We start from the raw sequence: 25,541 nt of genomic DNA on the forward strand, positions 1-25,541 counted from the left end.
CGCGCCGCTGTAGGACAGATCAGGCCGCAGCCAATGTCTCTGGCGGCAGCACCGCATCGGCATAGTCGCTGGTCGCGCGGGCGATGAGGTGGCGGTCGTCCACTTTCCACGGGTGGAAGCCGGGCAGGAAATAGCCGAACCACGCGCCGAAGATCTTCCGCGCGATGCCCGGCCGCACCAGCGCATAGGCCAGCACCGCGCGGTGCGCGCGCCAGCCGGTGATGCCGTCCTGCCGCAACAATTCGATCATGCCGCGATAGCGATCGACGAAGAACTTCCGTGTCGCGCGCAGCATCGTCAGCGCCTTGACCAGCCAGCGCCGCAGGCGCGGCCACTCGCGCGTCGCGTGCAGCCATGTATCATAGGCGACGCCCTTGTGCTCGATCTCCTCGGCGGCGTGCCAGCGCCACATCGCGGCGGCCTGCGGCTCAGCCCCCGCGAAATGGCGGGGATCACGCAGCACCTGATGCGCGAGGATCGCGGTGAAATGTTCGAGCGCCATCGTCGCGGCGAGCTTCATGATGGCGGGCCGCCCCTCGGTCAGCGCGAGCGCTTCGTCGACATGCCTGTCGAGCAGCGACACGTCGTAGCCCTGATCGGTGACGTGGCGGTTGAAGGCGACATGCTCGCGCGTGTGCATCACCTCCTGGCGGATGAAGGCGTTGATCTCGCGTTCCAGCCGGGGCGGCGTCCCGTCGCGAAAGGCGCGGACGCTCTCGATGAAATAGCCCTCGCCCTTGGGGAAAGTGACGGAGAGCGCGTTCCAGAAGGCGGTGGCGATGGGGTCGCCGGCGAGCCACCAGCGGCCCATCGCCTGCCCGCGACCGAAGCGGAGGTCGCGCGGGGTGATGGTGAGGTCGGGCGGCGTACGGGTCATGGTGCGACGCGATATTGGGTTTTTGGGGGCTGGTGCAAGCGTCATGGCAAAGCCGTGCCGTCGGACGACGCTCGTCGCGCCGCCGGCCGGGCGCGCTCTAGCCTCGCTTTAGCTGCGCTAAAGCGTTAGGACGCGCGCCATGCACTTTCTTGACCAAGCAAAGATCTTCGTCCGCTCGGGCGCGGGCGGCCCCGGGGCCGTTTCGTTCCGGCGTGAGAAGTTCATCGAATATGGCGGCCCCGATGGCGGCAATGGCGGCAAGGGCGGCGACATCGTGTTCGAGGCGGTGGCCGGGCTGAACACGCTGATCGACTTTCGCTACACGCAGCATTTCCGCGCGCCGCGCGGCCACGGCGGATCGGGCAGCAACCGCACCGGCGGTGGCGGCGACGATCTGCTTATCAAGGTGCCGGTCGGCACGCAGATCTTGGACGAGGAGCGCGAGGAAGTGCTGCTCGACTTCACCGAGGTGGGCCAGCGCGAGGTTTTCCTGCGCGGCGGCGACGGCGGGCGCGGCAACGCCAGCTACAAGACATCGACCAACCGCGCCCCGCGCCAGCACGGCACCGGCTGGCCCTATGAAGAGGCCTGGGTATGGCTGCGGCTGAAGCTGCTCGCCGATGCGGGCCTCGTCGGCCTGCCGAATGCGGGCAAATCGACCTTCATCAATGCCTGCACCAATGCGCAGGCGAAAGTCGGCGCATACGCCTTCACCACCACCCGGCCGCAACTGGGCGTGGTGCGCCACAAGCAGCGCGAGTTCGTGATCGCCGACATTCCCGGCCTGATCGAGGGCGCCGCCGAGGGCGCTGGCATCGGCGACCGCTTCCTCGGCCATATCGAGCGCTGCAAGGTGCTGCTCCATCTGGTCGACGCCAATGACGACGATGTCGGTGAGAGCTACCGAATCGTGCGCGACGAGCTCGAGAATTACGGCGGCGGGCTGACCGACAAGCCGTTCGTCGTGGCGCTCAACAAGATCGACACGCTCGACGACGAGCTGATCGCGGCGCTGTGCGGCGAGCTGGAAGAGGCGAGCGGCGCGGAGGTGATCCCGGTGTCGGCGGCGGCGGGCACCGGCACCGACTGGGTGCTCGACCATCTGCTGGAGGCGATCGGGCCGGATGCGACCGCGGTCGCCGAGGATGACGAGGGCGAGGATTCGATCGAATGGTCGCCGCTCTAAAGCGGTAAGATCACGCGCACGCCGTCGAGCGTCGCCACCCTGCCCTGCGCGGCCGCCGGCACCCTGGCATCGGGCAACAGGACGTAGAGGCGGTGCGGATCGAGGCGGCCCGCCTCGAAATCGCGCTGTTCCTGCGCCAGCCGCCGGGCGGTTTCGGCGCTGGTGCGCGCCTGGTAGACGAGGCGGACGGGCTTGCGCGCATCGACCGCGCGCCAGGCGACTTCCTGGAACAGATCGAGCTGCTCGGTCGCGTCGGGCGGCATGAAGGTGACGTCGCGCGCCGCGGCGATGGCGGCGGTCCAGCGCGGATCGCGCGTGCGTTTCCACTTGTCGCGGTCGCCAGCGATGGCGGCATCGTGGCGCATCATCGCCGAGAGCGGGATCATGTCGACGACCTGCAACGCGAGCGCGCCGGCCAGAACCAGGGCGGCGCGGCGGCTCGAAAGGCGGTAGGCGGCGGTGATCGCGACGAACACCAGGACATAGGCGACCGGCCAGAACAGCCGCGACGAGGCGCGCACCGGATCGAGCAGCGCGAGCCCGGCTTGCGACAGCGGCAGCGTGAAGAGCGTCCGCCCGGCGAAATCGACGCGGTGCGAGATCGCCAGCAAGGTCAGCACGACTAACGCGGGGACCAGCCACAGCAGGCGGCGGTGCAGTGCGGCGATCGCCGGTGCGGGGGCGCTGCGCCACAGGATCAGCGGGGTGGCGACGATCAGCAGCAGGAGCCCCGCGCCGAGATACTGGAAGGCTTCCATCTGGCGGTCGGCGGCTTGCGCGTGCGCGGGGAGGAAGGCCGATAGCCCCTGCAGCGCCGGGTTCCAGACGGCATCGACCGGCATGCCGAAGCGGCCGTAAGTGCCCGACGACAGGATCGCGCCGCGATCGACCAGCATCGCGAGGATCGCCGCGACGAGGCAGAGCGCCCCTGCCGCGCCGAGCGCGAGGCCGGCGCGCCGCCGCCAGTCGGGCGCCGCGACGAAACGCTCGAGCATCGCCGATCCCCAGATCGCGGCGACCATCACCAGCAGATAGGAATGCATCGCCGCCGCGACGCCGAGCACAGCCAGCCACCAGCGCCAGTCGCCTGCGCGGCGTGGATCGACATAGACCCATAGCGCCCAGAGGATGAGCCAGTGAGCGCAGAGATTGGCATGGACCTGCCGCACGTAGAGCGTCGGCAGCAGCGTGAGCAGCAGCACGCCGCACCACAGGGCCAGCGGCGTTTTCGCATAGGGGGCGAGCAGCGCCCGTGCGAGGACCAGGTGGAGGATCAGGCACGCCAGGAACCACGGCCCCACGAACTGCAGATCCCCGCCGACATCGCGCGCGACCGGCGCGACGACGAGCGCAAGCAGCGGATTGCTGTCGGTGAACAGCAGGCTCACGCCCTCCGGCGCGCCGAGCAGGTGCGTGCGGAAGCCGTGCGCGGCCGGATCGGCGAGCCAGGCGTGAACGCCCAGCGCATTCTCGGCATTGTCGGTGCCGCGCAGCAGCCAGCCGATATTGGTGGGATCGAGCATCGCCACGTTGAAGAAGGCGACGAACAGCAATGCCGCCAGCAGCGCGATGACGGCCATGTCGATGGGCGAGCGATGGAGCGGGCGCATCGCGTGCTTCTGGCCGATGCGGGCAAAGATACGGTTAATGCGGGTATAATGGCGCGTCACAAATCGGAAATGCGAAAGTCCTTATTCTTCGTCCGAAATGCCGGTACAGCCGCTGCTTCGACAATCGTCGGGGGGCGATAGCGTGGGGATGTTTCAGCAATTCGGGAAATGGGGCTTCATCGCACCGCGCGATATCGGCCTGTTCCTGCGCAGCGCGCGCACCGACACGACGCTGGCCGATCTGCGCACGACCGTGGGGCAGCAGGCGGCGTTCGACACCGTCTATGCCAGCGGCGACCCCTGGGCATCGAGCGACCCGCGCTATTTCTACCAGCGGCGCAAGTATGAAGTGCTCGCCGGTCTCGTCCCGGATCGCCGCTTTTCGCGCGCGCTCGATCTCGGCTGCGGGCACGGCAACCTCGCGCGGAAGCTGGCGGCGAAGGCGGACAGCGTGCTCGGCGTCGATATCGCCGGTGTGGCGATGGAACAGGCGGCGATCACGCATGCCGACGTGCCCAATCTGCGCTTCGAACAGGGCGACGCGCTCGACCTGCCGGCGCGCTACGACGGCCAGTTCGATCTCATCACCATCGCCGACATGATCTATTATCTGCCGCCGCCGATCGAGGATGCGTGGCTGAAGGATCTCGCGACGAGCGTGGCGCGGTTGCTGAGCCCGGGCGGCATCCTGCTGCTGGCCAATCACTATGTCTACGCGCGCGACAAGGACAGCCGCATGTCGCGCCGCATCCATGACGCCTTCAGTTGGTCGCCGAGCCTGCGGGTCGTGTCGCAGCACCGGCGACCCTTCTATCTGGTGTCGGTGCTGGCGGGATAAGACGCGCCGCGCTAAGCGCCCTCCCGATATGTCGCTGTTCCCCCCCGCCTCCTGCCCGCGGCTGATCGTCAAGATCGGATCGGCGCTGCTCGTCGACGAAAGCGGCGGGGTGCGGCGCGAGTGGTTGGCCGGGATCGCCGCCGATATCGCCGCGCGGGCCAAGGCGGGGCAGCAGGTCGCGGTGGTGTCGTCGGGCGCGATCGCTTTGGGCGCACGGCGGCTCGGGCTGCCAAAGGGCGGCCGCGCGAGTCTGGAGGATGCGCAGGCGGCGGCGGCGACCGGGCAGATCGCGCTGTCGCAGGTCTGGGCGGAGATGCTGGGCGCGCAGGGTCTGACCGCGGCGCAGATCCTGGTGACGCTCGACGATCTCGAGGACCGGCGGCGCTACCTCAACGCCGCGGCGACGCTCGACCGGCTGCTCGGGCTGGGCGTGGTGCCGGTGCTGAACGAGAATGACAGCGTCGCGACGGCGGAGATCCGCTTCGGCGACAACGACCGGCTGGCGGCGCGGGTCGCGCAGGCGGCGGGCGCGCAGGGCGTGGTGCTGCTGTCGGACGTCGATGGGCTGTACGACCGCAACCCGGCGCTGCCCGGCGCGGTGCATATCGAGCGGGTCGAGCGGATCGATGCCGCGATCGAAGGCATGGCGGACGCGGGCTCGGCCTCGGGCATGGGATCGGGCGGGATGGTCTCGAAGATCGCCGCCGCGCGCATCGCCAATGCGGCGGGCGCGCACCTCGCCATTGCCAGCGGGCGGACCGGGCATCCGCTGTCGATGGCGGCGCGGCATACTCTGTTCGTGGCGGAGAAGTCTGCCCCGGCGCGCAAGGCGTGGCTGGCCGGCGGGCTGACGGCGCGCGGCACGATCCATGTCGATGCCGGTGCGGCGAAGGCGTTGAAGGGTGGCGCGAGCCTGCTCGCGGCGGGAGCGACGCGGGTGGAGGGCGATTTCCGGCGCGGCGATCTGGTCGCGATCTGCGGGCTCGACGGGCGGACGCTGGCGCGCGGGCTGTCGGAATATGACGCGCCCGAGGCGGCGCTGCTTACCGGGAAGCGCAGCGGCGAGCATGCCGATATTCTTGGCTATGCGCCGCGTACCGCGATGGTGCATCGCAATCATATGGCGTTGTTGTGAACCCACCCCTCCCCACTTCCGTTCGCCCTGAGCGAAGTCGAAGGGCATGCCCCGGAATACGTGCTTCGACTTCGCTCAGCACGAACGGTGGGGGTCTAGCGTGAGCATCCTCGCCATCACCGGCGGAACGGGTTTCGTCGGCAAGCGGCTGATCGACCGCGCGCTGGCGGACGGTCATCAGGTCCGCGCGCTCACCCGCCGCGCGCAGGCGCACCGGGCGGGGGTGACATGGATCGAGGGGGCGCTCGACACGCCCGATGCGCTGGCGCGGCTGATGGAGGGCGCGGAGGCGGTGATCCATGTCGCGGGCGTGCTCAACGTGCCGACGCGCGCGGACTTTGCAGCGGGCAATATCGCGGGAACGCAGGCCGTGGTCGATGCCGCCACGGCGGCGGACGTGCGGCGTTTCGTCCACGTCTCCTCGCTCGCCGCGCGCGAGCCGCAATTGTCGCTCTACGGCTGGTCGAAACACGGCGCGGAAGAGGTCGTGGAGGCATCGTCGCTCGACTGGACGATGGTGCGCCCGCCCGCCGTCTATGGCCCCGGCGACATGGACATGCGCGACATGTTCCGCATGGCGAAGCACCGCCTCGCGCTGACGCCGCCTGCCGGACGGCTGTCGGTGATCCATGTCGACGATCTCGTGCGGTTGCTGCTGGTGCTGGTCGCCACCGATCCGGGGCGCATCATCCTGGAGCCCGACGACGGCACGCCGGGCGGCTGGACGCACAGGAGCTTCGCGCGCGCGCTCGGCGTGGCGGTGGGGCGCGGAGTGATGCCGATCGCGCTGCCGCGCGCGCTGATGAACGCGGCCGCCTCCGCCGACAAGGCGATCCGCCGGCGCGGCGCGCGGCTGACGCATGACCGCGTGGCCTATTTCTGCCACCCCGACTGGGCGAGCGTGCCCGAGCGGCGGCCCGACCCCGCGCTGTGGCGCCCCGAGATCGCGACGCCCGACGGCCTCGCGCAGACGGCGGCATGGTATCGCGCGAACGGCCTGCTATAGATTTGCCGGAATGCCGCCGCATTTGCTTGGCAACGCTGGCGGGCGGCCACTTTCCACAAGGATTTCCATGAGCGACCGAGCCCAAGTCTTCGATACCGTCACCGGCCTGATCGAACCCTTCAACAAGAAGCAGGTCGCGCTGAGCGATGCGACCACCTTCCAGGGCGATCTCGAATGGGACAGCCTGACGGTGATGGATTTCGTCGCCGCGATCGAGGACGAATTCGACATCATCATCACGATGAACATGCAGGCCGAGATCGAGACCGTCGGCCAGCTCGTCGATGCCGTGATGAGCCTGAAGGCGTAACCGACATGACCGAAGCCGCCGCCACCGCAGACGCCCTGCCCGCCACGCCCGCCGCAGTCGCCCCCGAGCGCGACCTGTTCAGCAAGTTCGACGCGCTGATCGCCGAGCGCGAGGCGCTGATGGCGACGGGCGTGCGCGACCCGTTCGCGATCGTGATGGAGAAGGTGCTGTCGCCCACGCTGGCGATCATCAAGGGCAAGGAGACGATCCTGCTCGGCACGTACAATTACATGGGCATGACCTTCGACCCGGACGTCGTGCAGGCCGGCAAGGACGCGCTCGATAACTTCGGATCGGGCACGACCGGCAGCCGCGTGCTCAACGGCACCTACTCCCCGCACAAGGATTGCGAGGAGGCGCTCAAGGAGTTCTACGACACCGATCACGCGATGGTGTTCTCGACCGGATATCAGGCCAATCTCGGCATGATCTCCACGCTCGCCGGCAAGGGCGAATACATCATCCTCGACGCCGACAGCCATGCGTCGATCTACGACGGCTGCGCGCTCGGCAATGCCGAGATCGTGCGCTTCCGCCACAACAGCGTCGAGGATCTCGACAAGCGGCTCGGCCGTTTGCCCAAGGAGCCGGGCAAGCTCGTGGTGCTCGAAGGCGTCTATTCGATGTTCGGCGACATCGCCCCGCTGCCGGAAATGGTCGCGGTCGCGAAGAAGCACGGGTGCATGGTGCTGGTCGACGAGGCGCACGGCATGGGCTTCTTCGGCCCCAACGGGCGCGGCGTGTACGAGGAACAGGGCGTCGAGGCGGACGTGGATTTCGTCGTCGGCACCTTCTCCAAGTCGGTCGGCACGGTCGGCGGCTTCTGCGTGTCGAACCACCCGAAGTTCGACGTCATGCGGCTGGTGTGCCGCCCCTATGTTTTCACCGCCTCGCTGCCGCCGTCGGTCGTCGCCACCGCCGCGATCTCTATCCGCAAGCTGATGCATGCCGGCAACAAGCGCGCGCACCTTTGGGAAAATTCGAAGCGCCTCCACGGCGGCCTGAAGGAGATGGGCTACACGCTCGGCACCGAGACGCCGCAGTCGGCGATCATCGCGGTGATCCTGGAGGACCAGACGCAGGCGGTCGCGCTGTGGCAATCGCTGCTGGAGGGCGGGCTCTACGTCAACATGGCGCGGCCGCCGGCGACGCCGGCGGGCACCTACCTGCTGCGCTGCTCGCTCTGCGCGGAGCATAGCGCCGAACAGGTCGAGACGATTCTCGGCCTGTTCAAGGCGGCGGGGCAAGCGGTCGGTGCGATCGGCTGAGGAGCAATCCCTATGGGAAACTCCCGGCTTTTCACGAGTCGCGCTTCGCTGTAATCTCGCGCCATGAGTGGGACAGAGGGGGACAGCGCCTTCTTGCAGGAGGCGGGCGATCAAACGGCGGGCACGGCCTGGCGGATGATTCTGCTGGTGATGATGGCCGTGCTGGGCGCGGCCGTCCTCGTCGGGCTGATCGTCACGCTCGCCACCGCAAATACCCGGCGCGACGAGGCGCTCAAGCTCCAGAGCCACAGCTATGAGGTGATGATCCTCGCCCGGACGCTGTCCGGCACGATCTCCGGCGCGGAGGCGTCGCTCGGCCGCTACGTCATCAGCGGCGACCAGCAGCTGGGGCAGGAATATTCGGAACGGTGGCAGCTCGCCGGCACGCAGATCGCGCGGTTGAAGCAACAGGCGTCAGACAATCCGGCGCAGGTGCGGCTGATCAACGAACTCGCCGCCGCTTACCGCGCGCGCGGCCGGGCGCTGGAGGTGATCGCGCTCAGCACCAATTACAAAAAGAACGACCAGGCGCTGGGGCTCTATTACCAGGCGCGCAAGGCGGACTCGCTGCCGCGGATCGACCGGCTGCTCGAGGAGATTTCGGACCACGAGCATGATCTGCTCGACAGCCGCACCGCCAACGCGATGCGCAAGGTCGATCAATCCAATTTCTTCGCCAAGATCCTCGTGGTGTTCGGCGTGCTGATCGTGATCGGCGCAGTGGTGCTCGGCTGGCTGACGATCGAGGCGATGAAGCAGGAGGCGATCGCGACCGCCGATGCCGAAGCCGAGCGCGAGCGCGCGGGCCTGCTGGAAGAAGCCGTTACGCGCGCCACCGACGAACTGCGCGCGCAGGAGGCGCGGATGCGGCAGGCGCAGAAGATGGAGGCGATCGGCCAGCTTACCGGCGGCATCGCGCACGACTTCAACAATATGCTCGCCGTCGTCATGGGCGGGCTGGAGCTCGCCAAGCGCCAGCTCGGTCAGGACGACGAACTGGTCGAAAAGCATATCGACAGCGCGACCGAGGGTGCGCTCCGCGCCGCCGCGCTGACCCGGCGGTTGCTCGCCTTCACGCGCGAGGAAGCGCTGCGGACCGAGCCGGTCGATCCCGGTGCGGTGGTGGCGGGCATGTCCGACCTGCTCGACCGCACGCTCGGCGACACGATAGCGGTGGCCGTGCGCGATGCCGGCAGCGGGTGGCAGGTGCGGGTCGACCGCTTGCAGCTCGAGAACGTCGTCCTCAACCTCGCCGTCAACGCGCGCGATGCGATGGACGGACGCGGCACGCTGACGATCACGACCGCCGGCACGACGCTGTCGGCGGGTGCGGTCGGCGATTGCCCGGCGGGCGAATATGTCAGCCTCTCGGTCACAGACACCGGCGCGGGCATGACGCCCGAGGTGCTGGAGCGGGTTTTCGAACCGTTCTTCACCACCAAGCCGGTCGGCAAGGGCACCGGCCTGGGCCTAAGCCAGGTATTCGCCTTCACGCGCCAGGCCGAGGGGGAGATCGCGCTGCGATCGACGCCGGGCGAAGGCACGACCGTTACGCTCTACCTGCCGCGCCGTGACGGCAAGGCGGCAGCACCGGCGCTTCAGCGCCCTGCCCCCGCGGTTCGGCAGGACGTGGAAAGCGGGCCGCTCGACATCCTGGTCGTGGAGGACGATCCGCGCGTCCTGGCCTCGACGATCGGCGCGCTGGAAGAGCTCGGCCACCGCGCGACGGCGTGCAACGATCCGCTCGCCGCGCCCGCGATGATCGCGGCCGACCCGGCGATATCGCTCGTCATCTCCGACGTGCTGATGCCGGGACAGACCGGGCCCGAGATGATCGCGGGGCTGCTCACGCAATATCCGGCACTGACCGTGGTATACGTCACCGGCTATGCCGGCGATGCCGGCGGCGAGGCGGAATTCGGCGGGCACACGGTGTTGCGCAAGCCCTTCACCATCGCCGGCCTGGAAGCGGCGATTGCCGATGCAGCGGCAGGGAGCGGCCGCACGATGCCGCTGAACGGTATCGCCGCCGAGTGATTGAAGGGCGCGTGATTTCGTAGCTGACGGGGGCGCCTTCCGCCGATATAGCCCGCCGATCCGGCTCTTTTTCCCGCGCCGCCCGTTCTCCCGTCGCCCATCCCCGCATCCAAGGCCGCCTTAGTCAGTCCATGAAGTCCATCGACCGATACATGGCCCGGCTGATCGCGGTGCCGCTGTTCTCGACACTCGTCATCTCCGCGATGCTGCTGGTGCTCGATCGCATGCTGCGGCTGTTCGATTTCGTCGCGACCGAAGGCGGGCCGATCAGCGTGGTGTGGCGGATGCTCGCCAATCTGCTGCCCGAATATCTCGGTCTCGGCATCCCGATCGGCCTGTTGCTTGGGGTGATGCTGGCGTTTCGCAAGCTCGCGACCACGTCGGAGCTCGACGTGATGCGCGGCGTAGGGATGAGCTACACCCGGCTGCTCTACGTGCCCTTCCTCTACGCGGTTGTGCTGGCGGCGATCAATCTCGCCATCGTCGGCTTCATCCAGCCCGACGCCCGCTACAATTACGAGAAGCTGCGCTTCGAGCTGCGCACGGGCGCGCTCGGCGCGTCGATCAAGGTCGGCGAGTTCACGCATTTCCCCAACGGCGCGACGGTGCGGATCGAGAAGAGCCAGAACAACGGGCACGATCTGTCGGGTATCTTCGTCCAATATGCGGGCAAGAAGGGCGAGTGGTACGCCGTCACCGCCGAAAGCGGGCAGTTCCTGGCGACGGACAATCCCGACGAGATCATCTTCCGCCTGACCCGCGGCACGCTCGTCAACAAAGCGCCGGAATTCGCGACGCCGCGCGTGCTGACCTTCACGTCGCACGATCTGCCGATCCCGCTGCCCAAATACGAGAATTTCCGCGACCAGGGCACGACCAATCTCGAGCTTACCCTGCCCCGCCTGGTCGAGGTCGGGCATGATCCGAAGGCCGCCGCGAAGGACCGCGCGGAAAGCCGCGCCGCGTTCCATTACCGGATCGTCGAGGTGACGACGATGTTCCTGCTGCCGTTCCTCGCGCTCGCGCTCGGCGTGCCGCCGAAGCGGTCGACCTCGGCGCTGGGGGTCATCCTCGGGATCGTGATGATCGTCGCCTATCACAAGGTGAACGAGTATGCGATGGGCCTGGGCGGACGCGGCGGACTCGATCCGATCTTCGCGCTCTGGGGGCCGTTCCTGATCTTCGCCGCGCTCGTCATGTGGATGTTCTACACCATCGCCTTCGTACCCGGCGGCCAGCCGATCGGCGGGCTGGAGCGGGTCGCGGCCAAGACGGGCAAGCTGCTCGGCCGGCTGCTGCCGCGCCGGCGCGCGGAGGCCACGGCATGAGTTCGCTTCACCTTTTCCCGTCGCGCACCGTCTCGCTCTACATGGCGAAGATGTTCCTGGTGCGCGCCTTCGCGATCCTGGGCGTGCTGGTGCTGATCCTGCAATCGCTCGACCTGCTGACCGAGAGCGGCAAGGTGCTGGCCTATCAGGGCAATGGCGATGCCGAGATCTGGCGCTACGTCGGCCTGCGCGTGCCCGAGATCATCGCGACCTTCCTGCCCTATTCGGTCCTGCTCGGCGCGATCATCACGCTGTCGACGCTCAACCAGAACAGCGAAGTCATCGCGCTGAAGGCATCGGGGCTGTCGGCGCATCAGATCCTTGCGCCGTTGATCGTCGCGGCGATGGGCGTGGCGGTAATCTCCTTCGGCTTCAACGAGCGGATCGTGGCGCGGGCGACCGCCTCGCTCAACCAGTGGCAGAAGGTCGGTTACGGCCCGATGCCGATCGACCGGGGCGACCGATCGAACGTATGGGTGCGTGACGGCGACGACCTGATCCAGGTCGACCAGATCAAGGGCCGCGGCGATGCGGCGAAGCTCGGCGGCGTGACGCTGTACGACCGCGACGGCGGATCGCTGAGCGGCGTGGTGCGCGCGACCTACGGCAAGCGCGAGGGCGACGGCTGGCGGATCTGGCCGGCGACGCGCTTCGACATCGCCACCGACAAGGAGACTGCCGAGGGCTCGATCGTGATCGGCCACGGCGTGCGGCCCGACCAGTTCACGCTCGCGAGCGTCGATGCCGACGGGCTCGACTTCATCCAGTTGCGCGAGGCGATCCACGACCTCAACGCCGCCGGCCGCCCGACGATGGCGCTGGAGGGGACGCTTTGGCACAAGCTCTCCGGGCCGCTGTCGGCGCTGCTGATGCCGCTGCTCGGTGCGGTGGCGGCGTTCGGCATCGCCAGGTCGGGCAAGCTGTTCATCCGCGCGGTGATCGGCATGGGGCTCGGCTTCCTGTACTTCGTCGCCGACAATTTCGCGCTCGCGATGGGCAATCTGGGGGCGTATCCCCCCTTCCTCGCCGCCTGGGCGCCGTTCCTGCTGTTCCTGATGATCGGCGAAGCGGTGCTGATCCGCACCGAGGAGTAATCCCCGACCTCCGTTCGCCCTGAGCGAAGTCGAAGGGCACGGGTGGGCGTCGGACATGTGCTTCGACTTCGCTCAGCACGAACGGCTGGGAGGAACTACCCGAGCGACCGCCGGATCTCGAAGATCACGCCGCCGAATACCGCCAGCCCCGCGAGCAGCGCCAGCAGCTTGAGCCACACCATCGCCGCTTCGCGCGCGGACGGGCGGGGTTGCGGCTCGCTCATTCGCGCCGCGCGCCCATCGTGCTGCGCACCAGCCGCCCGACCAGACCCGGCAGCCCCGCATAGTTCGCGCCGTGATAGGGCGATCCCTCGCCGAGCGCCGCCGCAAGCCGGCGGTGCGCCTCGCCGAGCGCGTGATAGGGCACGCTCGGCACGAGATGGTGGAGCGCGTGGTAGCGAAGGCCGACCGGCGCCCACAGGAACGGCAGCAGCGCGGGCGGCGGCACGTTGACGCTGTCGAGATATTGCGCCGTGACGCTCATCGCCTCGCCCTCATTCTCCCACAGATGCGCGACCAAAGTGCGGACCTGGTTGAGCAGGGTCGCCACCGCATAGATGCCGAGGAAGATGGCGAAGGCGCGCAGCGGGATCACGCCGGTCGCGACGCCCGCGATCAGCGCCATCGCCCACAGGCTCGTGGCGGCCTCCAGCCGCAGCCAGAGATCGCGGGACTCGCCCTCGGGCGGGCGGCGCTTGAAGGCGGGGTTGATCTTGAGGCCCGAGCCCTGCTCGACCAGCCAGGTGCGCAGCGGCGGAATCACTAGCGACAGCGGCGTCAGCACGCCGAAGCGCAGCAGCAGCGCGACCGGCGCGAGCAGCGCAGTCAGCACGAACAAAGGCAAGGTCCATGGCTTCATCAGCGCGAGCGGGAGATATTCCGGATCCTCGATCGTGCCGTAGCGCGTGCGCGCGTGGTGAAGGTTGTGGACGCCCTCGTACATGAAGCTCGGCACCATCATCGGGATGCCGAACAGCAGGTTCCACCCGAGCCGGAAGCCGGGCAGCGCGCTGTGCTTCATGTGCGTGATCTCGTGGATGAAGCTGCCGGCGCGGAACAGCGCCAGCGCCGCGACCGCGCCCGCCAGGATCGCCCAGGGCGAATGGATCAGGATCGCGGCGGCGAGTGCGGCGTAACCCACCAAGGTCGAGGCGAGGAAATCGCCCCAGTAGATCGCCGGGCGGGGCACGTGCAGCTCGCGCGTCAGCTCGGCGGCGGTGCGCAGCATGTCCATGTCGTCGGCAATACGCCCCACGCGCTGCGAAGCGGTCGGCGCGGCGGCTTTGTGGTCGGCAAAAGCGGCGGTCGTCATGGGGCGATGCATTCGCCCAACATAGTGGCGGCAGAAGGGCAGCAACAGGGCGGCCACCGATCTAACGGCTTGACGTCACGCGCGCCGTGCGGCTTCAAGCGCCAACGCGCGACGGGAGTGCGCGATTGACGCTTCAACCGAGGAACGCGGTCGTGCCCAAAGACTTCACCATCCGCCCGATCGACAGCAAGGCCGATCGCAAGACGTTCATCGATCTGCCCTTCCGGCTCTATGCCGACGATCCCAATTGGGTGCCGCCGCTGAAGGGCGAAGCGCTGGGGCTGGTGACGCCCGCCAAGAACGGCTGGTTCAGCCATGCCAAGGCGCAGCTTTATCTGGCGGAGCGCGCGGGCAAGGTCGTCGGGCGCATCTCCGCGCATATCGATACGCTGGCGCTGGAAATGCCGGCCGCGCAGGGCTTCGGCCCCGGTGTCGGCCAGTTCGGGCTGCTCGATGCCGAAGACGGCGAGATTGCCGCCGCGCTGATCGAGACCGCCGAGGGCTGGCTGCGCGCGCAGGGGATGACGCGCGTGCTGGGGCCGATCAGCATGTCGATCTGGGAAGAACCGGGCCTGCTGATCGAAGGGTACGACCATCCCCCGACGATAATGATGGGCCATGCCAAGCCCGAATATCGCGGCTGGATCGAAGGCGCGGGCTATCTGCCGGTGAAGCAGTTGATGACCTACGACCTCGACATCACGCAGGAATTTCCGCCGATCGTGCGGCGCATCATCTCGTCGGGCGAGAAGAATCCGCGCATCGTCATCCGCGAGGTGAACAAGAACAGGTTCGACGAGGAAGCGGCGATCATTCTCGCCATCCTCAACGATGCATGGTCGGATAATTGGGGCTTCGTGCCGCTGACGCCGCCCGAGATCAAGGACGTCGGCGTGAAGCTGAAGCCGATCGTGTTCAATGACCTGATCCGCATCGCCGAGGTCGACGGGCGGCCGGTGGCGTTCATGATCACCCTGCCCGATCTCAACGAGGCGATCGCGCCGTTCAAGGGCAAGCTCTTCCCCTTCAACGTCATCAAACTGCTGTGGTGGCTGCGCGCGCCGAAGGTGCGGACGATGCGCGTGCCGCTGATGGGCGTCGTGAAAGAACTGCAATCGTCACGCCTGGCGAGCCAGCTCGCCTTCATGATGATCGAATATATCCGCCGCGCGGCGATCACCAAATATGCGGCGACGCGCGGCGAAATCGGCTGGGTGCTCGACGACAATCAGGGGATGCGATCGATCGCCGAGACGATCAACAGCAAGATCAACAAGGTCTATCAGGTCTACGAAAAGACGCTGTGAAAGGGTGCGCGGCGCCCCCGAGGGGTGAAGGGCGCCGCGCGGACCGGCATCAGATCACTTGTCGGTGAGCGGGTCGATGCCGGTCTTCTCGATCCACTCCTTGCGGGTGTGGCATTCCTTGTGCGGGATGCGCGATCCGATGATCGTGTCGATCACGCAATATTTGGTCTCGGCCTTCGGCGCGGCGGGGGCGACGTCGGCGATCTTCGCGCCTTCGCCGGAGACGGCGGTGGCTGCGGGTTCGGTGGCGAGGGCGGGGACGCTGGCGAGCGAGATTGCGGCTGCGGCGGCGAACAGGGTGAACTTGAGCATGACTTCCTCCACTAGAAGCGGCTCCGTCATCGTGCCGCATCTGTGTTAGTGCATTAGTCATGCCAAACACTAAAACATCGGGATTTCAATGGGTTGTTACGAAGTTGAACCGAAAATGAATGGTGCGCCTGGCTGAAGCTGCGCGTCATGTACCAGATGTTGGGAAAATTTCCGGGTGCCTAGATGCGGCGCGCGATACCGAAATAGATTTCCGCGTCAGGCGCATCGTGATCGAGCCCGGCGATGCCGCCGATATCGAGCTGGAGATCGTCGCGCACCATCCACGCCAGCGACAGCGCGCCGAGCGCCTGGGTCGATTTTCCGGCGGGATCCTCGTCGCGCAGCAGCTGGACTTCGGCGGTGCCGGTCAGCTTCCTGGTGAGCGCCAGCGCGAGGCCTATTGTGGCACTGGCGGCGAAATGACGGCCGCGGCCATCCTCGTTCACCGCCGCGTCGATCTCCGGCGTTACTTCAAGATTGATTGCGTCGCTGACGTCGTAGGTTACGGGCAGCACCAGCCCCGCGCCCCAGTCCCCCGCTCCCACGGGCGCCCGACCGACCGGAACCGTCACGAACGGCAGCACGGCGATGCTGAGCCCCTTGCCGTCCGGGTGGAGCAGGTTCGCCTTCACCGCCAGCTCGACATCGCCGGTGCGCGTCGCGGTATCGACCGCGCCGCTCGCCTTGTCGCGGGCGCGGACAACGCCGAGCGGTGTCCAGTCGATCTGCGCCTCGATACTGTCGGTCAGGCCGACGCGCAGCTTGGTGTCGCCGATCAGAAACGTATCGGTTCGGCTGTCCGGGTCGTTCTGCAGGCTCCAGTCGCCGAGCGCGGTCTCGATCGAGACGCGGCCCGGCGCCACCGTGCAGGCAGGTGTACCGAGGCCGGGGCGCTCCGGGCAATACTCACGTTCCTCGGCGAAGGCGGGCGTCGCGACGAGCAGCGCCAGCGCGCCGAGCAGGAGGTGCCTCACCTGAGCCGCACCCAGGTCGGGGCATGATCGCTGGCTTTTTCCCGGCCGCGATAGTCCTTGTCGACGCCCGCATCGACGAGGCGGTCGGCGGCAATCGGCGAGAGCAGAAGGTGATCGATGCGGAAGCCCGCGTCGCGCTGCCACGCGCCGGCCTGATAGTCCCAGAAGGTCCAGATGCCACCCTTGGGATTGCGCGTGCGCAGTGCATCGGTCCAGCCCTGCGCGACGAGGCTGCGGAAACCGGCACGGCTTTCGGGCTGCATCAGCGCGTCTTCCTGCATCGCGCGCACCGAATAGGTGTCGTCGTCATTGGGGATGACATTGTAGTCGCCCGCGAGCACCACAGGGACTTCCTCCGCCAGCAAATCCAGCGCGCGGGCGCGGAGGCGATCGATCCAGCGCAGTTTGTAGTCGAACTTGGGACCGGGCTGCGGATTGCCGTTGGGCAAATAGATCGAGGCGATGACGGTGCCGCCGACCTCGGCTTCGAGATAGCGGCTGTGTTCGTCCTCGACCTCACCGGCGAGGCCGCGCTGCCGTTCGACCGGCGCCGTGCCCTTGGCCAGCACAGCGACCCCGTTCCAGCTTTTCTGGCCGTGCCAGACCGCGCCGTAGCCTGCGGCCTCGATATCCTTGACCGGAAAGGTCTCGTCGCTCGCCTTCAGTTCCTGCAGGCAGACCACGTCCGGTTGCTGTTCGGCGAGATATTCGAGCAGGCGCGGCAGGCGCGCCTTGATGCCGTTGACGTTGTAAGTGACGATCTTCACGCGAGGGTGAACGTCAGATCGAGAAGCTGGCGCCGCAGCCGCAGCCCGAGGCCGCCTGCGGATTGGTCACGCGGAAGGCCGCGCCGCCGAGTTCCTCGACATAATCGACCGCCGATCCGCGCACGAGATCGAGGCTGATCGCATCGACCACAAGCCGCACCTCCCCGTTTTCCGCGACAGTGTCGTCGCCCTCCACGCCGTCCGCGAAGCCGAACTTGTACTGGAAGCCCGAACAGCCCCCGCCATCGACCGACAACCGCAGGATCGCGGGCTTGCCCTGCTTCGCCGCGATCGTCGCGACACGCGCGGCGGCGGAATCGGTGAGGATGATGTCGGGAGCGAGTGCGGTGGCCATGCGACAGAGATAGGCGGTGCGGGGCGCGACGGCAATGCTCGGACGATGGGTGTCAGGTGATCACCGGCTCCACCGTCACCGGGAAATTCACCGAGCGGGCGATGAAGCACATTTCGTGCGCCTTGTGGTGCAACTCCAGCGCGAGCGCGGCGTCGGAGCCCTGAGCGATTTCCACGCGCGGGCGGAGCGTGACGGCGGTGAACTGCCCTGCCCCGTTCGCTTCCTCGGTCATCTCGCCTTCGGCATCGTCGACGTATGAGGTGACGACCACCCCCGCCCCCGCGCAGAGACCGAGATACCAGAGCTTGTGACAGGCAGAGAGTGAGGCGAGCAGCAGTTCCTCCGGGTTCCAGCGCGCCGGGTCGCCGCGGAAGCTGGGGTCGGACGATCCGGCGATCGGCGGCTTGTCGCCTGCGGTGATCGCGTGGGCGCGGTCGTAGCCGGCATAGGAGGCGGTGCCCGCACCGCGATTGCCTTCCCATGTCACGCGGACCCGATAGCGGTGCTGCTTTACGGCCATCTCACTCTCCCCCAAGTGCGAAGGGCGCCGGTCTCGCGACCGACGCCCTTTGCGTAAACTCAAAGTCCGACGTCTCAATCGGCGGAGTCGGAGGCCACTTCGCCGGTCGCTACGGGCACGGTGTGGATCGTCTTGTCCTGCGCGGCGACGGTGAAGTCGGCGCTCTGCAGGAACGGCATCGGATTGACCGCATGGCCGTCCATGCGGACTTCGTAATGGAGGTGCGGGCCGGTCGAGCGGCCGGTCGAGCCGACCAAAGCAATCAGTTGGCCGCGATGGACGCGGGTGCCGGCAGCGACGAGGATCTTCGAGAGGTGGCCGTAGCGGGTCTGGATACCCTTGCCATGATCGATCTCGACCATGTTTCCATAACCGCCCGCGCGCTCGGCACGGTCGATCATGCCGTCGGCAGTGGCGTAAACGGGCGTGCCGACCGGCTGGGCGATATCGACGCCGGCATGCATCGCGGCGACGCGGCGGAACGGATCCGAGCGGATGCCGAAGGTGCTGGTGAAGCGGATCTGATCGACTGGCTGCACCGACGGGATCGAGATCGAGCTGATCTGCTCCGCATCGTCGAGCTTCTTCCAGGTCTGGAAGAGCGAGCGGTACTGCATGTCCGCGCGGACATCGACGGCGGCATCGCTGGCGGTGCTGACGGCACTGGCAGCGTTGGCGGCGGCGGTGTTGGCGACTGCTGCATCCGCCGCATTCGCGGTGCCGGCGCAGGCGAAGGTCGCGAGACCTGCCAGCACGAGACCGGAAATTCGGGTGGTGAGCAACGATTCTACCTGCGCAAACTTCGGCAGGCTCGACGCAATCGTGTGTATCTTCATCTGTCCCCGGCGACTGTTATGCGTTTGCCGGAGAACAACGGCACCCGCCCCTTACTGTCCTGGCCGCAGCCCCTCCGCGTCCCGGACACCCTCACCTGACGGGGAAATGCTTAATGAGGCAAGCACTTGGTAGTAATCGCGGGTTAGACCGGCCCGTCGGCGCGCCGAGTCGTTGAACGGAGGCTTCAAACTGCCTCGAAAATGGCGGCCGACGAGCGCCCGCCAGTAGAATCCCGGAGCCTCGCCGGCGGCATTGCAGCCATATTCGAACCACTTGGTGCCCGCCCCGACGTGGCGGATTTCGTCCTCGAAGATGCGCCGCAGGATGCGCGCCGTGGCGACATCGCCGGCCGCATCGGCGCGCGCGATCATATCGGGCGTGACGTCGAGCCCGCGCGCCTCCAGCACCATCGGCACGATGGCGAGGCGGGCGAGCGGATCGTGCGCAGTTTCCGCGGCCGCCTCCCACAGTCCGTCGTGGGCGGGAAGCGCGCCGTAGTGGCTGCCGAGCGCCCGCAGCCGCCGGTCGAGCAGCGCGAAATGCATCGCCTCGTCCGCGCCGACCGCGAGCCAGTCGCTGGTGAAAGCGTCGGGGAAGCTCGCGCCGAACCGCCCCGCCATGTCGAAGGCGAGATCGATGGCAATGAACTCGATATGCGCGAGCGCGTGGAGGAGCGCGATGCGAGCGCGTTGGGAGCCGGCCTTGCCGCGCCGGGGCATCAGGTTGGGCGCCAGAAGTTCTGGCGCGGCGGGGCGCCCCGGCCGGTCGGGCATAGCGCTGCCGTCTGCGGGGCCGAACGCGCCCTTCCGCCAGCCGCGCGCGGCGGCGCGGGCGGCCTTTACCTTCGCATAGGGGTCGGTCGCCTCCAGCACCTGCCGGATGGCGACGGAGATGCTCGTCACGTCAGGCTTTTCACCGCCGCCAGCACCGCTTCGGCATGGCCCGCGACCTTCACCTTGCGCCATACCTGCGCGAGCGTGCCGTCGGCGGCGAACAGGAATGTCGAGCGCTCGATGCCCATGTACTGCCGGCCGTACATGCTCTTTTCGACCCACACGCCGAATGCCTCCATCGCGACATGCTCGTCGTCCGAGGCGAGCGGCACGGCGAGATCGTATTTGGCGGTGAACTTGCGGTGCTTCGCAGGCGTGTCGGCGGAGACGCCGAGGACGTCGGCGCCGGACTTGCGGAACTCGGAATAGAGCGCGGTGAAATCCTGCGCCTCGCGCGTGCAGCCGGTCGTGTCGTCCTTGGGATAGAAATAGAGGACGAAGGGCGCGCCGGTTTTGTCGCGCAGCTTGAGCGGCGTGCCATCCGCCGCGACGAGTGTGACGTCGGGGATCATCGCGCCGGGTTCAATCGCCATCATTCGCTCCTGTGATTTCGGCAAAATATCGTGAGACCTCCTGCCGGGTCGTCTCTAGGGTGGCAACCACCGCCGCCCAATCCGCCATGCCGAGCGCGCGCGCGATCAATGCCTGCGTCGGCGCGGACGGAATGGCGGAATCGGGTGCGACCAGGCGGAGGATGACGAGCAGCCGCGTCAGGAATGCGCCCGCCTCGACCAGTTCGGCGGGCGCGGCCCCTTCCGCGACCAGCCCGGCAATCGCTTTGCCGAGATTTGGATCGAGCCCGATGTGGCGAGTGAGTTGGACGATGTGGACCGCGAATTCGAGATCGACGAGCCCGCCCGGCAGCAGCTTCGCGTCGAGGGGGCCGTGCGGCGGCTTGTGCTTCGCCATCTCCGCGCGCATCGCCAGCGCGTCGGCCGGGATATCGCGCACCGGGCGGTCGCCGTGCAGCACCGCCGTAACGCCGGCCGCGACCTGTTCGCGCGCCGCAACCGATCCGAATACCGGTCGCGCGCGAGCGAGCGCCATATGCTCCCAGCTCCACGCGCTCTCGCGCTGATAGCGTTCGAAGCCGTCGAGCGAGACACTGATCGGCCCCTGCGTGCCAGAGGGGCGCAGTCGCGTATCGACCTCGTAGAGCGGGCCGAAGGCGGTCGGCGTGGAGAGCGCGCTGCTCACGCGCTGCGCGAGGCGATTGTAGAAGAGGACCGCGCCGAGCGGCTTTTTGCCATCGGACTCGGCCTTGTAGTCGCCGGTGAAGAGGTAGACGAGATCGAGGTCGGAAGCGTGCGTCAGCGCGCCGCCGCCGAGGCGACCGAGGGCGAGGATGACGAGTTCGCTGTCGGGCACGCGGCCATGCACGCTCACAAATTCTGCGATCGTGGCGCTCGCGAGCACCTCGATCGCAGCCTCGGCGACGCGGCTGTAGCCGGCGGCGACGTCGAGCGCGTCGCTGGTGCCCGCGACGATCTGCGTGCCGAGCGCGAAGCGCTTCTCCGCCACGATACGGCGGACGTGATCGAGCCGCGCCTGATAATCGCCGCCGCCCGCCGCCATGACGCCAGCGAGGTCCGCGACCGACCCGACCGGGCCAAGCGCGCTTGCGTCGATCAGCCCGTCGAGCAGTTCAGGCCGCCCGGAAAGCGAATCCGCCAGCGTGACGGCGTGGGCGAGGATCAGCGCCAGCAGTCGCGCGAGCGCCGGCCGCGCCTCCAGCAGGCGGAAGAAGTTGATCGCGCTGGAGAGGCGCGACAGCATCTGGTCGAGCTTGGCGATGGCGGCATTGGGATCGGGCGCGGTCGCGAGCGCCTTGATGAGGCCGGGCAACACCGCCTCCAGCGCCGATTGCGCCGCCTCGCTGCGCAGCGCCGGATAGCTGCCGCCGCGCCAGTGCGTCACCATCCGCGCCGCCGCCGCGCCATCGGTGAAACCCGCAGCGGCGAGCTCTTCCGCGAGCGGATCGGCATCGAACGTCACGCCGCCGCTGTCGGGCGGGTCGAGCGCGTCATAGGCGCGGCCGACACGCTCGACGTGCGGGTGCAGCAGGTCGAGCAGCGCCGCGCTGCTTTCGACGCCGTGGAGATGCGCGAGATTCTCAAGCGGGGCGCCTTCGGGCAGGCGGTGGAGCTGGAGGTCATCGACCATCTGCACGCGGTGCTCGATTGTCCGCAACAACGTGTAGGCGCTGGCGAGATCGCGCGCCTCGTCGCCATCGATCCACCCTGCCCCGGCCAGTTGCGCCAGCGCGTCGCGGGTCGCGGGCGCGCGCACCGAGACGTCTCGGCCGCCGTGGATGAGCTGGTGGATCTGCGCGAAGAACTCGACCTCGCGGATGCCGCCGCGCCCGCGCTTGAGATCGTAGCCGGGGCCGAACGCCTGCCCCTTGGCGTGATGATCGCGGATGCGGCGTGAGATACCGCGAATCTCGCCGATCGCACCAAAATCGAGCGCGCGCCGCCAGATGAAGGGCTGGATGGCGGTGAGGAAGTGCCGCCCCAGCGCCAGGTCGCCGGAGGCCGCGCGCGCGCGGATGAAGGCCGCCCGCTCCCACGGCAGCGCCAGCGATTCGTAATAGGAAATGGCGGCATCGACCGGCAACGCGAGCGGCGTCGCCTCGGGAGATGGCCGCAGCCGCAGATCGACGCGCAGCACATAGCCGTCGCCGTCGCGGTTCTGCAGGATCTCGACCGCGCGCCTGGCGATCCGCACCGCCGCCTCGACCGGCTCTTCCCGCGCGCGATGCGGCAGCGTCGCGGGGTCGAAGATCAGGATCGGGTCGATGTCCGAGGAATAATTGAGCTCGCGGCTTCCCTGCTTGCCGAGCGCGATGCCGGCGAAGCCGCGCGGCTCCTCGCCCGGCATCTTCTCAAGGATGGCGGCATGGATCGCGGCGTTGAGCGCGCGGTCGGCGAAATCGGACAGCGCGTGCGTGACGGCGGTGAGATCGAGCGTTCCGGACAGGTCGCCGATCGCGACGATCAGCGCGAGCCTGCGTCGCTCCAGCCGCAGGCGCTTCGGCACCGGCATATCGGGATCATCGACCGCCACGACGTCGAGCGACGGCATCGCGCCGCTCTCGAGAAGCTCGGCGAGGTCCGGTTCGCGGTCCAGCAACAGCGACAAGAACGGCGCATGGGCCCGCGCCCGCGCCACCGCATCGACGATTGCGGATTCTTTTGCCAACTCAAGCATAACGAAGGTGACATCGCGGCTTGGCCAGCAAAAGGGAAGCAACAAAAGACGAACTCGCCCGTTGTAGCTTCATGTCGATCAAGTCCGAACCGGCCGTGCGCGAAACGATCCAGAACGGATACGCTGTCGGCGTACCGCAATTCTGCGATACTGTTGGCGGATCGCTGGCACAGGCTTTTGCCACGGGCGACGACGATCTCGGCGATTTCGAAGCGTTGCTGCGCCAACTCGATGCCATTCCGGCGAGCGCCGAAACCCGCAATTGAGCCGCTTCAGCGGTCCTTGCTGAGATCCGCAACCTCACCCATGATCGTGTCGAGCGCGGTCATTCCCGGTTCGTTGCTGTGTGTGCGACGCGACGGCAGGCTGTTGTCGTTCATCAGCGCCTCGAGCGCGACGCGGCCGCGCGCGACGCGGCTCTTGATCGTGCCGACAGCGACGCCGCAGATATCTGCCGCTTCCTCATAGGCGAAACCTCCCGCGCCGACCAGGATCAGCGCCTCGCGCTGCGGCTGGGGGAGATGCAACAAAGCGCGCTGCATGTCGCCGAGTTCGACGTGACGGTCCTGGCTGGCCGGAGCCGCGAGAATGCGGTCAGCGACGAGATCATCCCATTCGCCCTTGAAGCGCGCGCGGCGCATCTGCGAAAGATAGAGATTGCGCAAGATGATGAACGTCCAGGCGCGCATGTTTGTGCCGGCCTGGAATCGCTGACGAGCGGCCCATGCCTTCATCAGCGTTTCCTGGACAAGGTCGTCGGCGAGGTCGCGGCTGCCCGACAGCGAGCGCCCAAACGCGCGCAGGTGCGGGATGACGGTTGCCAATTCCTTTTTGAAATCACCATCCGAAAGCGCGACATGCTCCACCACCTCGGCCGGAGCGTCGTCATCGTCTTCGGTTATGTTCGAATCGCTCATCAGCATCCGTTTCGTTTCCCGTGTCTCAACATGGTGAGGGGGGCGTCAAAGTCCAACCGGGCGGCCATAAAAGGCCGCCCGTCAGTGTCCGTTCCAGATGAGGATGATCGCGAACAGCACGATGATGGCGATTAGCGAGATGCCCAGAACGTAGCGCGTGACGTGAGGCGTTACTCCGCCGCGCGCGTCGTTTCCACTGATCTCAGTCGGTTCGTTTTCGTCAGCCATGAGGTAGAAACGGATGAAATCCGTTTTGGCTCCGTACCGAATGGAACCGGGCCTGAAAAAAGTTTCAGGCCGGCACCGTCGCCGCGTCGAAGAACAAGGCCTGGCTGATCGCCGCCTTTACGGTAGACCGCTGGAAAGGCTTGGTAATCAGGAAGGTCGGCTCGGGGCGCTCGCCGGTCAGCAGACGCTCGGGGAAGGCAGTGATAAAGATCACCGGCACTTCGAACTCGGCAAGAATGTCCTTCACCGCGTCGATGCCCGAACTGTCGTCGGCAAGCTGAATATCGGCCAGGACGAGGCCCGGACGGTCTTCCATCGCCAGCGCCACCGCTTCGTCGCGGGTGACGGCCACGCCGGTCACTTCGTGGCCGAGATCGCGCACGATCGTCTCGATATCCATTGCGATGATCGGCTCGTCCTCGATGATGAGAACGCGGCTGCGCGTCTGCTTCTCGATTTCGGACAACGCCTCGGCGACGAGCGATTCGACCTCAGCCGGTTCAACCTCGATAAGGTACGCCGTATCCTCGGGCGTGAAGCCTTCCATCGCTGTCAGCAATAGCGCCTGACGCGACAATGGCGTCATGCGGGCGAGGCGCGCGCGGGCGATCGCCTCTACGCTGGCACCTTCGTCGGCACCGGCATTTTCCGCCGTCTCGTCGTAGTTGGTCGAGCCCCAGATCGCCTGGAACATGCGATAGAGGCCCAGGCGCGGGTCCACGTCCTTGGGAAATTCGGTCGGTGCCGCGACGATCGCCTCGAGCGTGGCGCGGACGTAGCGATCGCCGTGCGACTGGCTGCCGGTAAGGGCGCGGCCGTAGCGGCGAAGAAACGGAAGGTGCGGTGCGAGCTGCTGGCCAAGCGACATGACTGTCGAAAACTCCTCGAAAAAAGCGACCGTCATTCTGAAAGCGACGGGACGCAGATGCAATGCGCTTCGCCCGGAAAACGACCCCCCGGAGTTTTTCGCATCGCAAGTGGAACAATCGAGCGGGTCTTTAGTTTCATCGCCACTACACGACGTGTATCGACATTTTTCTCGTTTCCCGGAAATGGTACGGGAGCATAACAATCTGCCGGGGTGAAACCCGATGCCCAAGGGGGACGACATTGCGTTCTGGCGAAGAGTCTTCGAAAAAACCGCCGAGCGCGCGCGCGAAGATCCAAAGCAAGGATCGTGACATGGGCGCGGCGCTGCGCACGGTCTACCAAAAGACCGTGGACGAAAAAGTGCCGCCCGAGATGCTCGACCTTCTGGGCAAGCTCGACTGACCCCAGTA

General features: G+C 67.3%; 28 protein-coding genes. 12 read left to right on the forward strand and 16 right to left on the reverse strand.

The genetic code is table 11. The features are described from left to right. Window positions 1–19: 19 nt before the first annotated feature. Window positions 20–877: a metal-dependent hydrolase gene (locus tag Q5H94_RS06510; protein ID WP_304560423.1), complete on the reverse strand. Its 858-nt coding sequence runs from the start codon at window positions 875–877 to the stop codon at window positions 20–22. Window positions 878–1,016: 139 nt separating this feature from the next. Here Q5H94_RS06510 and obgE point away from each other — a divergent pair, with 139 nt between their 5' ends. Then, window positions 1,017–2,063 (forward strand): GTPase ObgE, encoded by a 1,047-nt coding sequence (gene obgE / locus Q5H94_RS06515; RefSeq protein ID WP_304560424.1) that lies wholly within the window; start codon window positions 1,017–1,019, stop codon window positions 2,061–2,063. Here obgE and Q5H94_RS06520 read toward each other — a convergent pair. Continuing rightward, window positions 2,060–3,673, reverse strand: a complete 1,614-nt coding sequence (locus tag Q5H94_RS06520) for a DUF6311 domain-containing protein (RefSeq protein ID WP_304560425.1) — start codon at window positions 3,671–3,673, stop codon at window positions 2,060–2,062. The genes obgE and Q5H94_RS06520 overlap by 4 nt on opposite strands. A gap of 148 nt (window positions 3,674–3,821) precedes the next feature. Between Q5H94_RS06520 and Q5H94_RS06525 the strand changes: the two genes are divergently transcribed. From Q5H94_RS06525 to lptG, 8 genes are all read left to right on the forward strand, one after another. After that, complete coding sequence (locus tag Q5H94_RS06525; RefSeq protein ID WP_304560426.1) at window positions 3,822–4,511, forward strand: class I SAM-dependent methyltransferase; 690 nt, start codon at window positions 3,822–3,824, stop codon at window positions 4,509–4,511. A 28-nt stretch (window positions 4,512–4,539) separates the two neighbouring features. After that, window positions 4,540–5,646 carry a glutamate 5-kinase gene (gene proB, locus Q5H94_RS06530; protein WP_304560427.1) on the forward strand — a complete coding sequence of 369 codons (1,107 nt, stop codon included), beginning with the start codon at window positions 4,540–4,542 and terminating at the stop codon, window positions 5,644–5,646. 100 nt (window positions 5,647–5,746) lie between these two features. Continuing rightward, a complete protein-coding gene (locus tag Q5H94_RS06535) occupies window positions 5,747–6,652 on the forward strand; it encodes an NAD-dependent epimerase/dehydratase family protein (protein ID WP_304560428.1) in 906 nt (301 codons plus the stop codon). Window positions 6,653–6,719: 67 nt separating this feature from the next. Further along, on the forward strand, window positions 6,720–6,962 hold the full coding sequence (locus tag Q5H94_RS06540; protein ID WP_304560429.1) for an acyl carrier protein: 243 nt from the start codon (window positions 6,720–6,722) through the stop codon (window positions 6,960–6,962). Between the two features lie 5 nt (window positions 6,963–6,967). Continuing rightward, window positions 6,968–8,230 (forward strand): serine palmitoyltransferase, encoded by a 1,263-nt coding sequence (gene spt / locus Q5H94_RS06545; RefSeq protein ID WP_304560430.1) that lies wholly within the window; start codon window positions 6,968–6,970, stop codon window positions 8,228–8,230. 63 nt (window positions 8,231–8,293) lie between these two features. Then, entirely contained in the window at window positions 8,294–10,267 is a 1,974-nt protein-coding gene (locus Q5H94_RS06550; RefSeq protein ID WP_304560431.1) for an ATP-binding protein, read from the forward strand. 152 nt (window positions 10,268–10,419) lie between these two features. Beyond that, window positions 10,420–11,595, forward strand: coding sequence for an LptF/LptG family permease (locus Q5H94_RS06555; protein WP_304560432.1), 1,176 nt, complete (start codon window positions 10,420–10,422; stop codon window positions 11,593–11,595). Beyond that, on the forward strand, window positions 11,592–12,689 hold the full coding sequence (gene lptG, locus Q5H94_RS06560; RefSeq protein WP_304560433.1) for an LPS export ABC transporter permease LptG: 1,098 nt from the start codon (window positions 11,592–11,594) through the stop codon (window positions 12,687–12,689). The genes Q5H94_RS06555 and lptG overlap by 4 nt, the downstream gene beginning before the upstream one ends. Before the next feature lie 95 nt (window positions 12,690–12,784). On the opposite strand, the gene Q5H94_RS06565 is transcribed toward lptG, so the two are convergent. Next, on the reverse strand, window positions 12,785–12,913 hold the full coding sequence (locus Q5H94_RS06565; RefSeq protein ID WP_304560434.1) for a hypothetical protein: 129 nt from the start codon (window positions 12,911–12,913) through the stop codon (window positions 12,785–12,787). Beyond that, window positions 12,910–14,001 carry a fatty acid desaturase family protein gene (locus Q5H94_RS06570; protein WP_304560435.1) on the reverse strand — a complete coding sequence of 364 codons (1,092 nt, stop codon included), beginning with the start codon at window positions 13,999–14,001 and terminating at the stop codon, window positions 12,910–12,912. Before Q5H94_RS06570 ends, Q5H94_RS06565 begins: the two co-directional genes overlap by 4 nt. Window positions 14,002–14,153: 152 nt before the next feature. Between Q5H94_RS06570 and Q5H94_RS06575 the strand changes: the two genes are divergently transcribed. Beyond that, window positions 14,154–15,308, forward strand: coding sequence for an N-acetyltransferase (locus Q5H94_RS06575; protein WP_304560436.1), 1,155 nt, complete (start codon window positions 14,154–14,156; stop codon window positions 15,306–15,308). A gap of 54 nt (window positions 15,309–15,362) precedes the next feature. Here the strand turns inward: Q5H94_RS06575 and Q5H94_RS06580 are convergent, their stop codons facing one another. The 9 genes from Q5H94_RS06580 to Q5H94_RS06620 all read right to left on the reverse strand — a co-directional run bounded on the left by Q5H94_RS06580 (window position 15,363) and on the right by Q5H94_RS06620 (window position 23,116). After that, window positions 15,363–15,620, reverse strand: coding sequence for a hypothetical protein (locus Q5H94_RS06580; RefSeq protein WP_304560437.1), 258 nt, complete (start codon window positions 15,618–15,620; stop codon window positions 15,363–15,365). Between the two features lie 179 nt (window positions 15,621–15,799). Beyond that, window positions 15,800–16,594 (reverse strand): transporter, encoded by a 795-nt coding sequence (locus tag Q5H94_RS06585; RefSeq protein WP_304560438.1) that lies wholly within the window; start codon window positions 16,592–16,594, stop codon window positions 15,800–15,802. Beyond that, window positions 16,591–17,361 carry an exodeoxyribonuclease III gene (gene xth / locus Q5H94_RS06590; RefSeq protein ID WP_304560439.1) on the reverse strand — a complete coding sequence of 257 codons (771 nt, stop codon included), beginning with the start codon at window positions 17,359–17,361 and terminating at the stop codon, window positions 16,591–16,593. The genes Q5H94_RS06585 and xth overlap by 4 nt, the downstream gene beginning before the upstream one ends. A gap of 13 nt (window positions 17,362–17,374) precedes the next feature. Then, complete coding sequence (gene erpA / locus Q5H94_RS06595) at window positions 17,375–17,716, reverse strand: iron-sulfur cluster insertion protein ErpA (protein ID WP_304560440.1); 342 nt, start codon at window positions 17,714–17,716, stop codon at window positions 17,375–17,377. A 52-nt stretch (window positions 17,717–17,768) separates the two neighbouring features. Further along, on the reverse strand, window positions 17,769–18,236 hold the full coding sequence (locus Q5H94_RS06600) for an OsmC family protein (RefSeq protein WP_304560441.1): 468 nt from the start codon (window positions 18,234–18,236) through the stop codon (window positions 17,769–17,771). 74 nt (window positions 18,237–18,310) lie between these two features. Continuing rightward, window positions 18,311–19,072 carry a M23 family metallopeptidase gene (locus Q5H94_RS06605; protein WP_304560442.1) on the reverse strand — a complete coding sequence of 254 codons (762 nt, stop codon included), beginning with the start codon at window positions 19,070–19,072 and terminating at the stop codon, window positions 18,311–18,313. A gap of 51 nt (window positions 19,073–19,123) precedes the next feature. Next, entirely contained in the window at window positions 19,124–19,975 is an 852-nt protein-coding gene (locus tag Q5H94_RS06610) for a ferritin-like domain-containing protein (RefSeq protein WP_304560443.1), read from the reverse strand. After that, entirely contained in the window at window positions 19,972–20,442 is a 471-nt protein-coding gene (locus Q5H94_RS06615; protein ID WP_304560444.1) for a peroxiredoxin, read from the reverse strand. The genes Q5H94_RS06610 and Q5H94_RS06615 overlap by 4 nt, the downstream gene beginning before the upstream one ends. Then, window positions 20,429–23,116: a bifunctional [glutamine synthetase] adenylyltransferase/[glutamine synthetase]-adenylyl-L-tyrosine phosphorylase gene (locus Q5H94_RS06620; RefSeq protein WP_304560445.1), complete on the reverse strand. Its 2,688-nt coding sequence runs from the start codon at window positions 23,114–23,116 to the stop codon at window positions 20,429–20,431. The genes Q5H94_RS06615 and Q5H94_RS06620 overlap by 14 nt, the downstream gene beginning before the upstream one ends. A gap of 20 nt (window positions 23,117–23,136) precedes the next feature. Between Q5H94_RS06620 and Q5H94_RS06625 the strand changes: the two genes are divergently transcribed. Next, complete coding sequence (locus tag Q5H94_RS06625; RefSeq protein WP_304560446.1) at window positions 23,137–23,382, forward strand: hypothetical protein; 246 nt, start codon at window positions 23,137–23,139, stop codon at window positions 23,380–23,382. A gap of 6 nt (window positions 23,383–23,388) precedes the next feature. Here the strand turns inward: Q5H94_RS06625 and Q5H94_RS06630 are convergent, their stop codons facing one another. The 3 genes from Q5H94_RS06630 to Q5H94_RS06640 all read right to left on the reverse strand — a co-directional run bounded on the left by Q5H94_RS06630 (window position 23,389) and on the right by Q5H94_RS06640 (window position 25,129). Next, window positions 23,389–24,033, reverse strand: a complete 645-nt coding sequence (locus Q5H94_RS06630) for a sigma-70 family RNA polymerase sigma factor (protein ID WP_304560447.1) — start codon at window positions 24,031–24,033, stop codon at window positions 23,389–23,391. A gap of 81 nt (window positions 24,034–24,114) precedes the next feature. Continuing rightward, window positions 24,115–24,261, reverse strand: a complete 147-nt coding sequence (locus Q5H94_RS06635) for a hypothetical protein (protein ID WP_304560448.1) — start codon at window positions 24,259–24,261, stop codon at window positions 24,115–24,117. 64 nt (window positions 24,262–24,325) lie between these two features. Beyond that, a complete protein-coding gene (locus Q5H94_RS06640; protein ID WP_304560449.1) occupies window positions 24,326–25,129 on the reverse strand; it encodes a response regulator in 804 nt (267 codons plus the stop codon). Window positions 25,130–25,371: 242 nt separating this feature from the next. On the opposite strand from Q5H94_RS06640, the gene Q5H94_RS06645 reads away from it, so the two are divergent. Next, window positions 25,372–25,533, forward strand: coding sequence for a NepR family anti-sigma factor (locus Q5H94_RS06645; protein ID WP_304560450.1), 162 nt, complete (start codon window positions 25,372–25,374; stop codon window positions 25,531–25,533). The last annotated feature ends 8 nt before the right edge of the window (window positions 25,534–25,541 follow it).

The organism is Sphingomonas immobilis (assembly GCF_030580995.1).
Lineage (GTDB): Bacteria > Pseudomonadota > Alphaproteobacteria > Sphingomonadales > Sphingomonadaceae > Sphingomonas > Sphingomonas immobilis.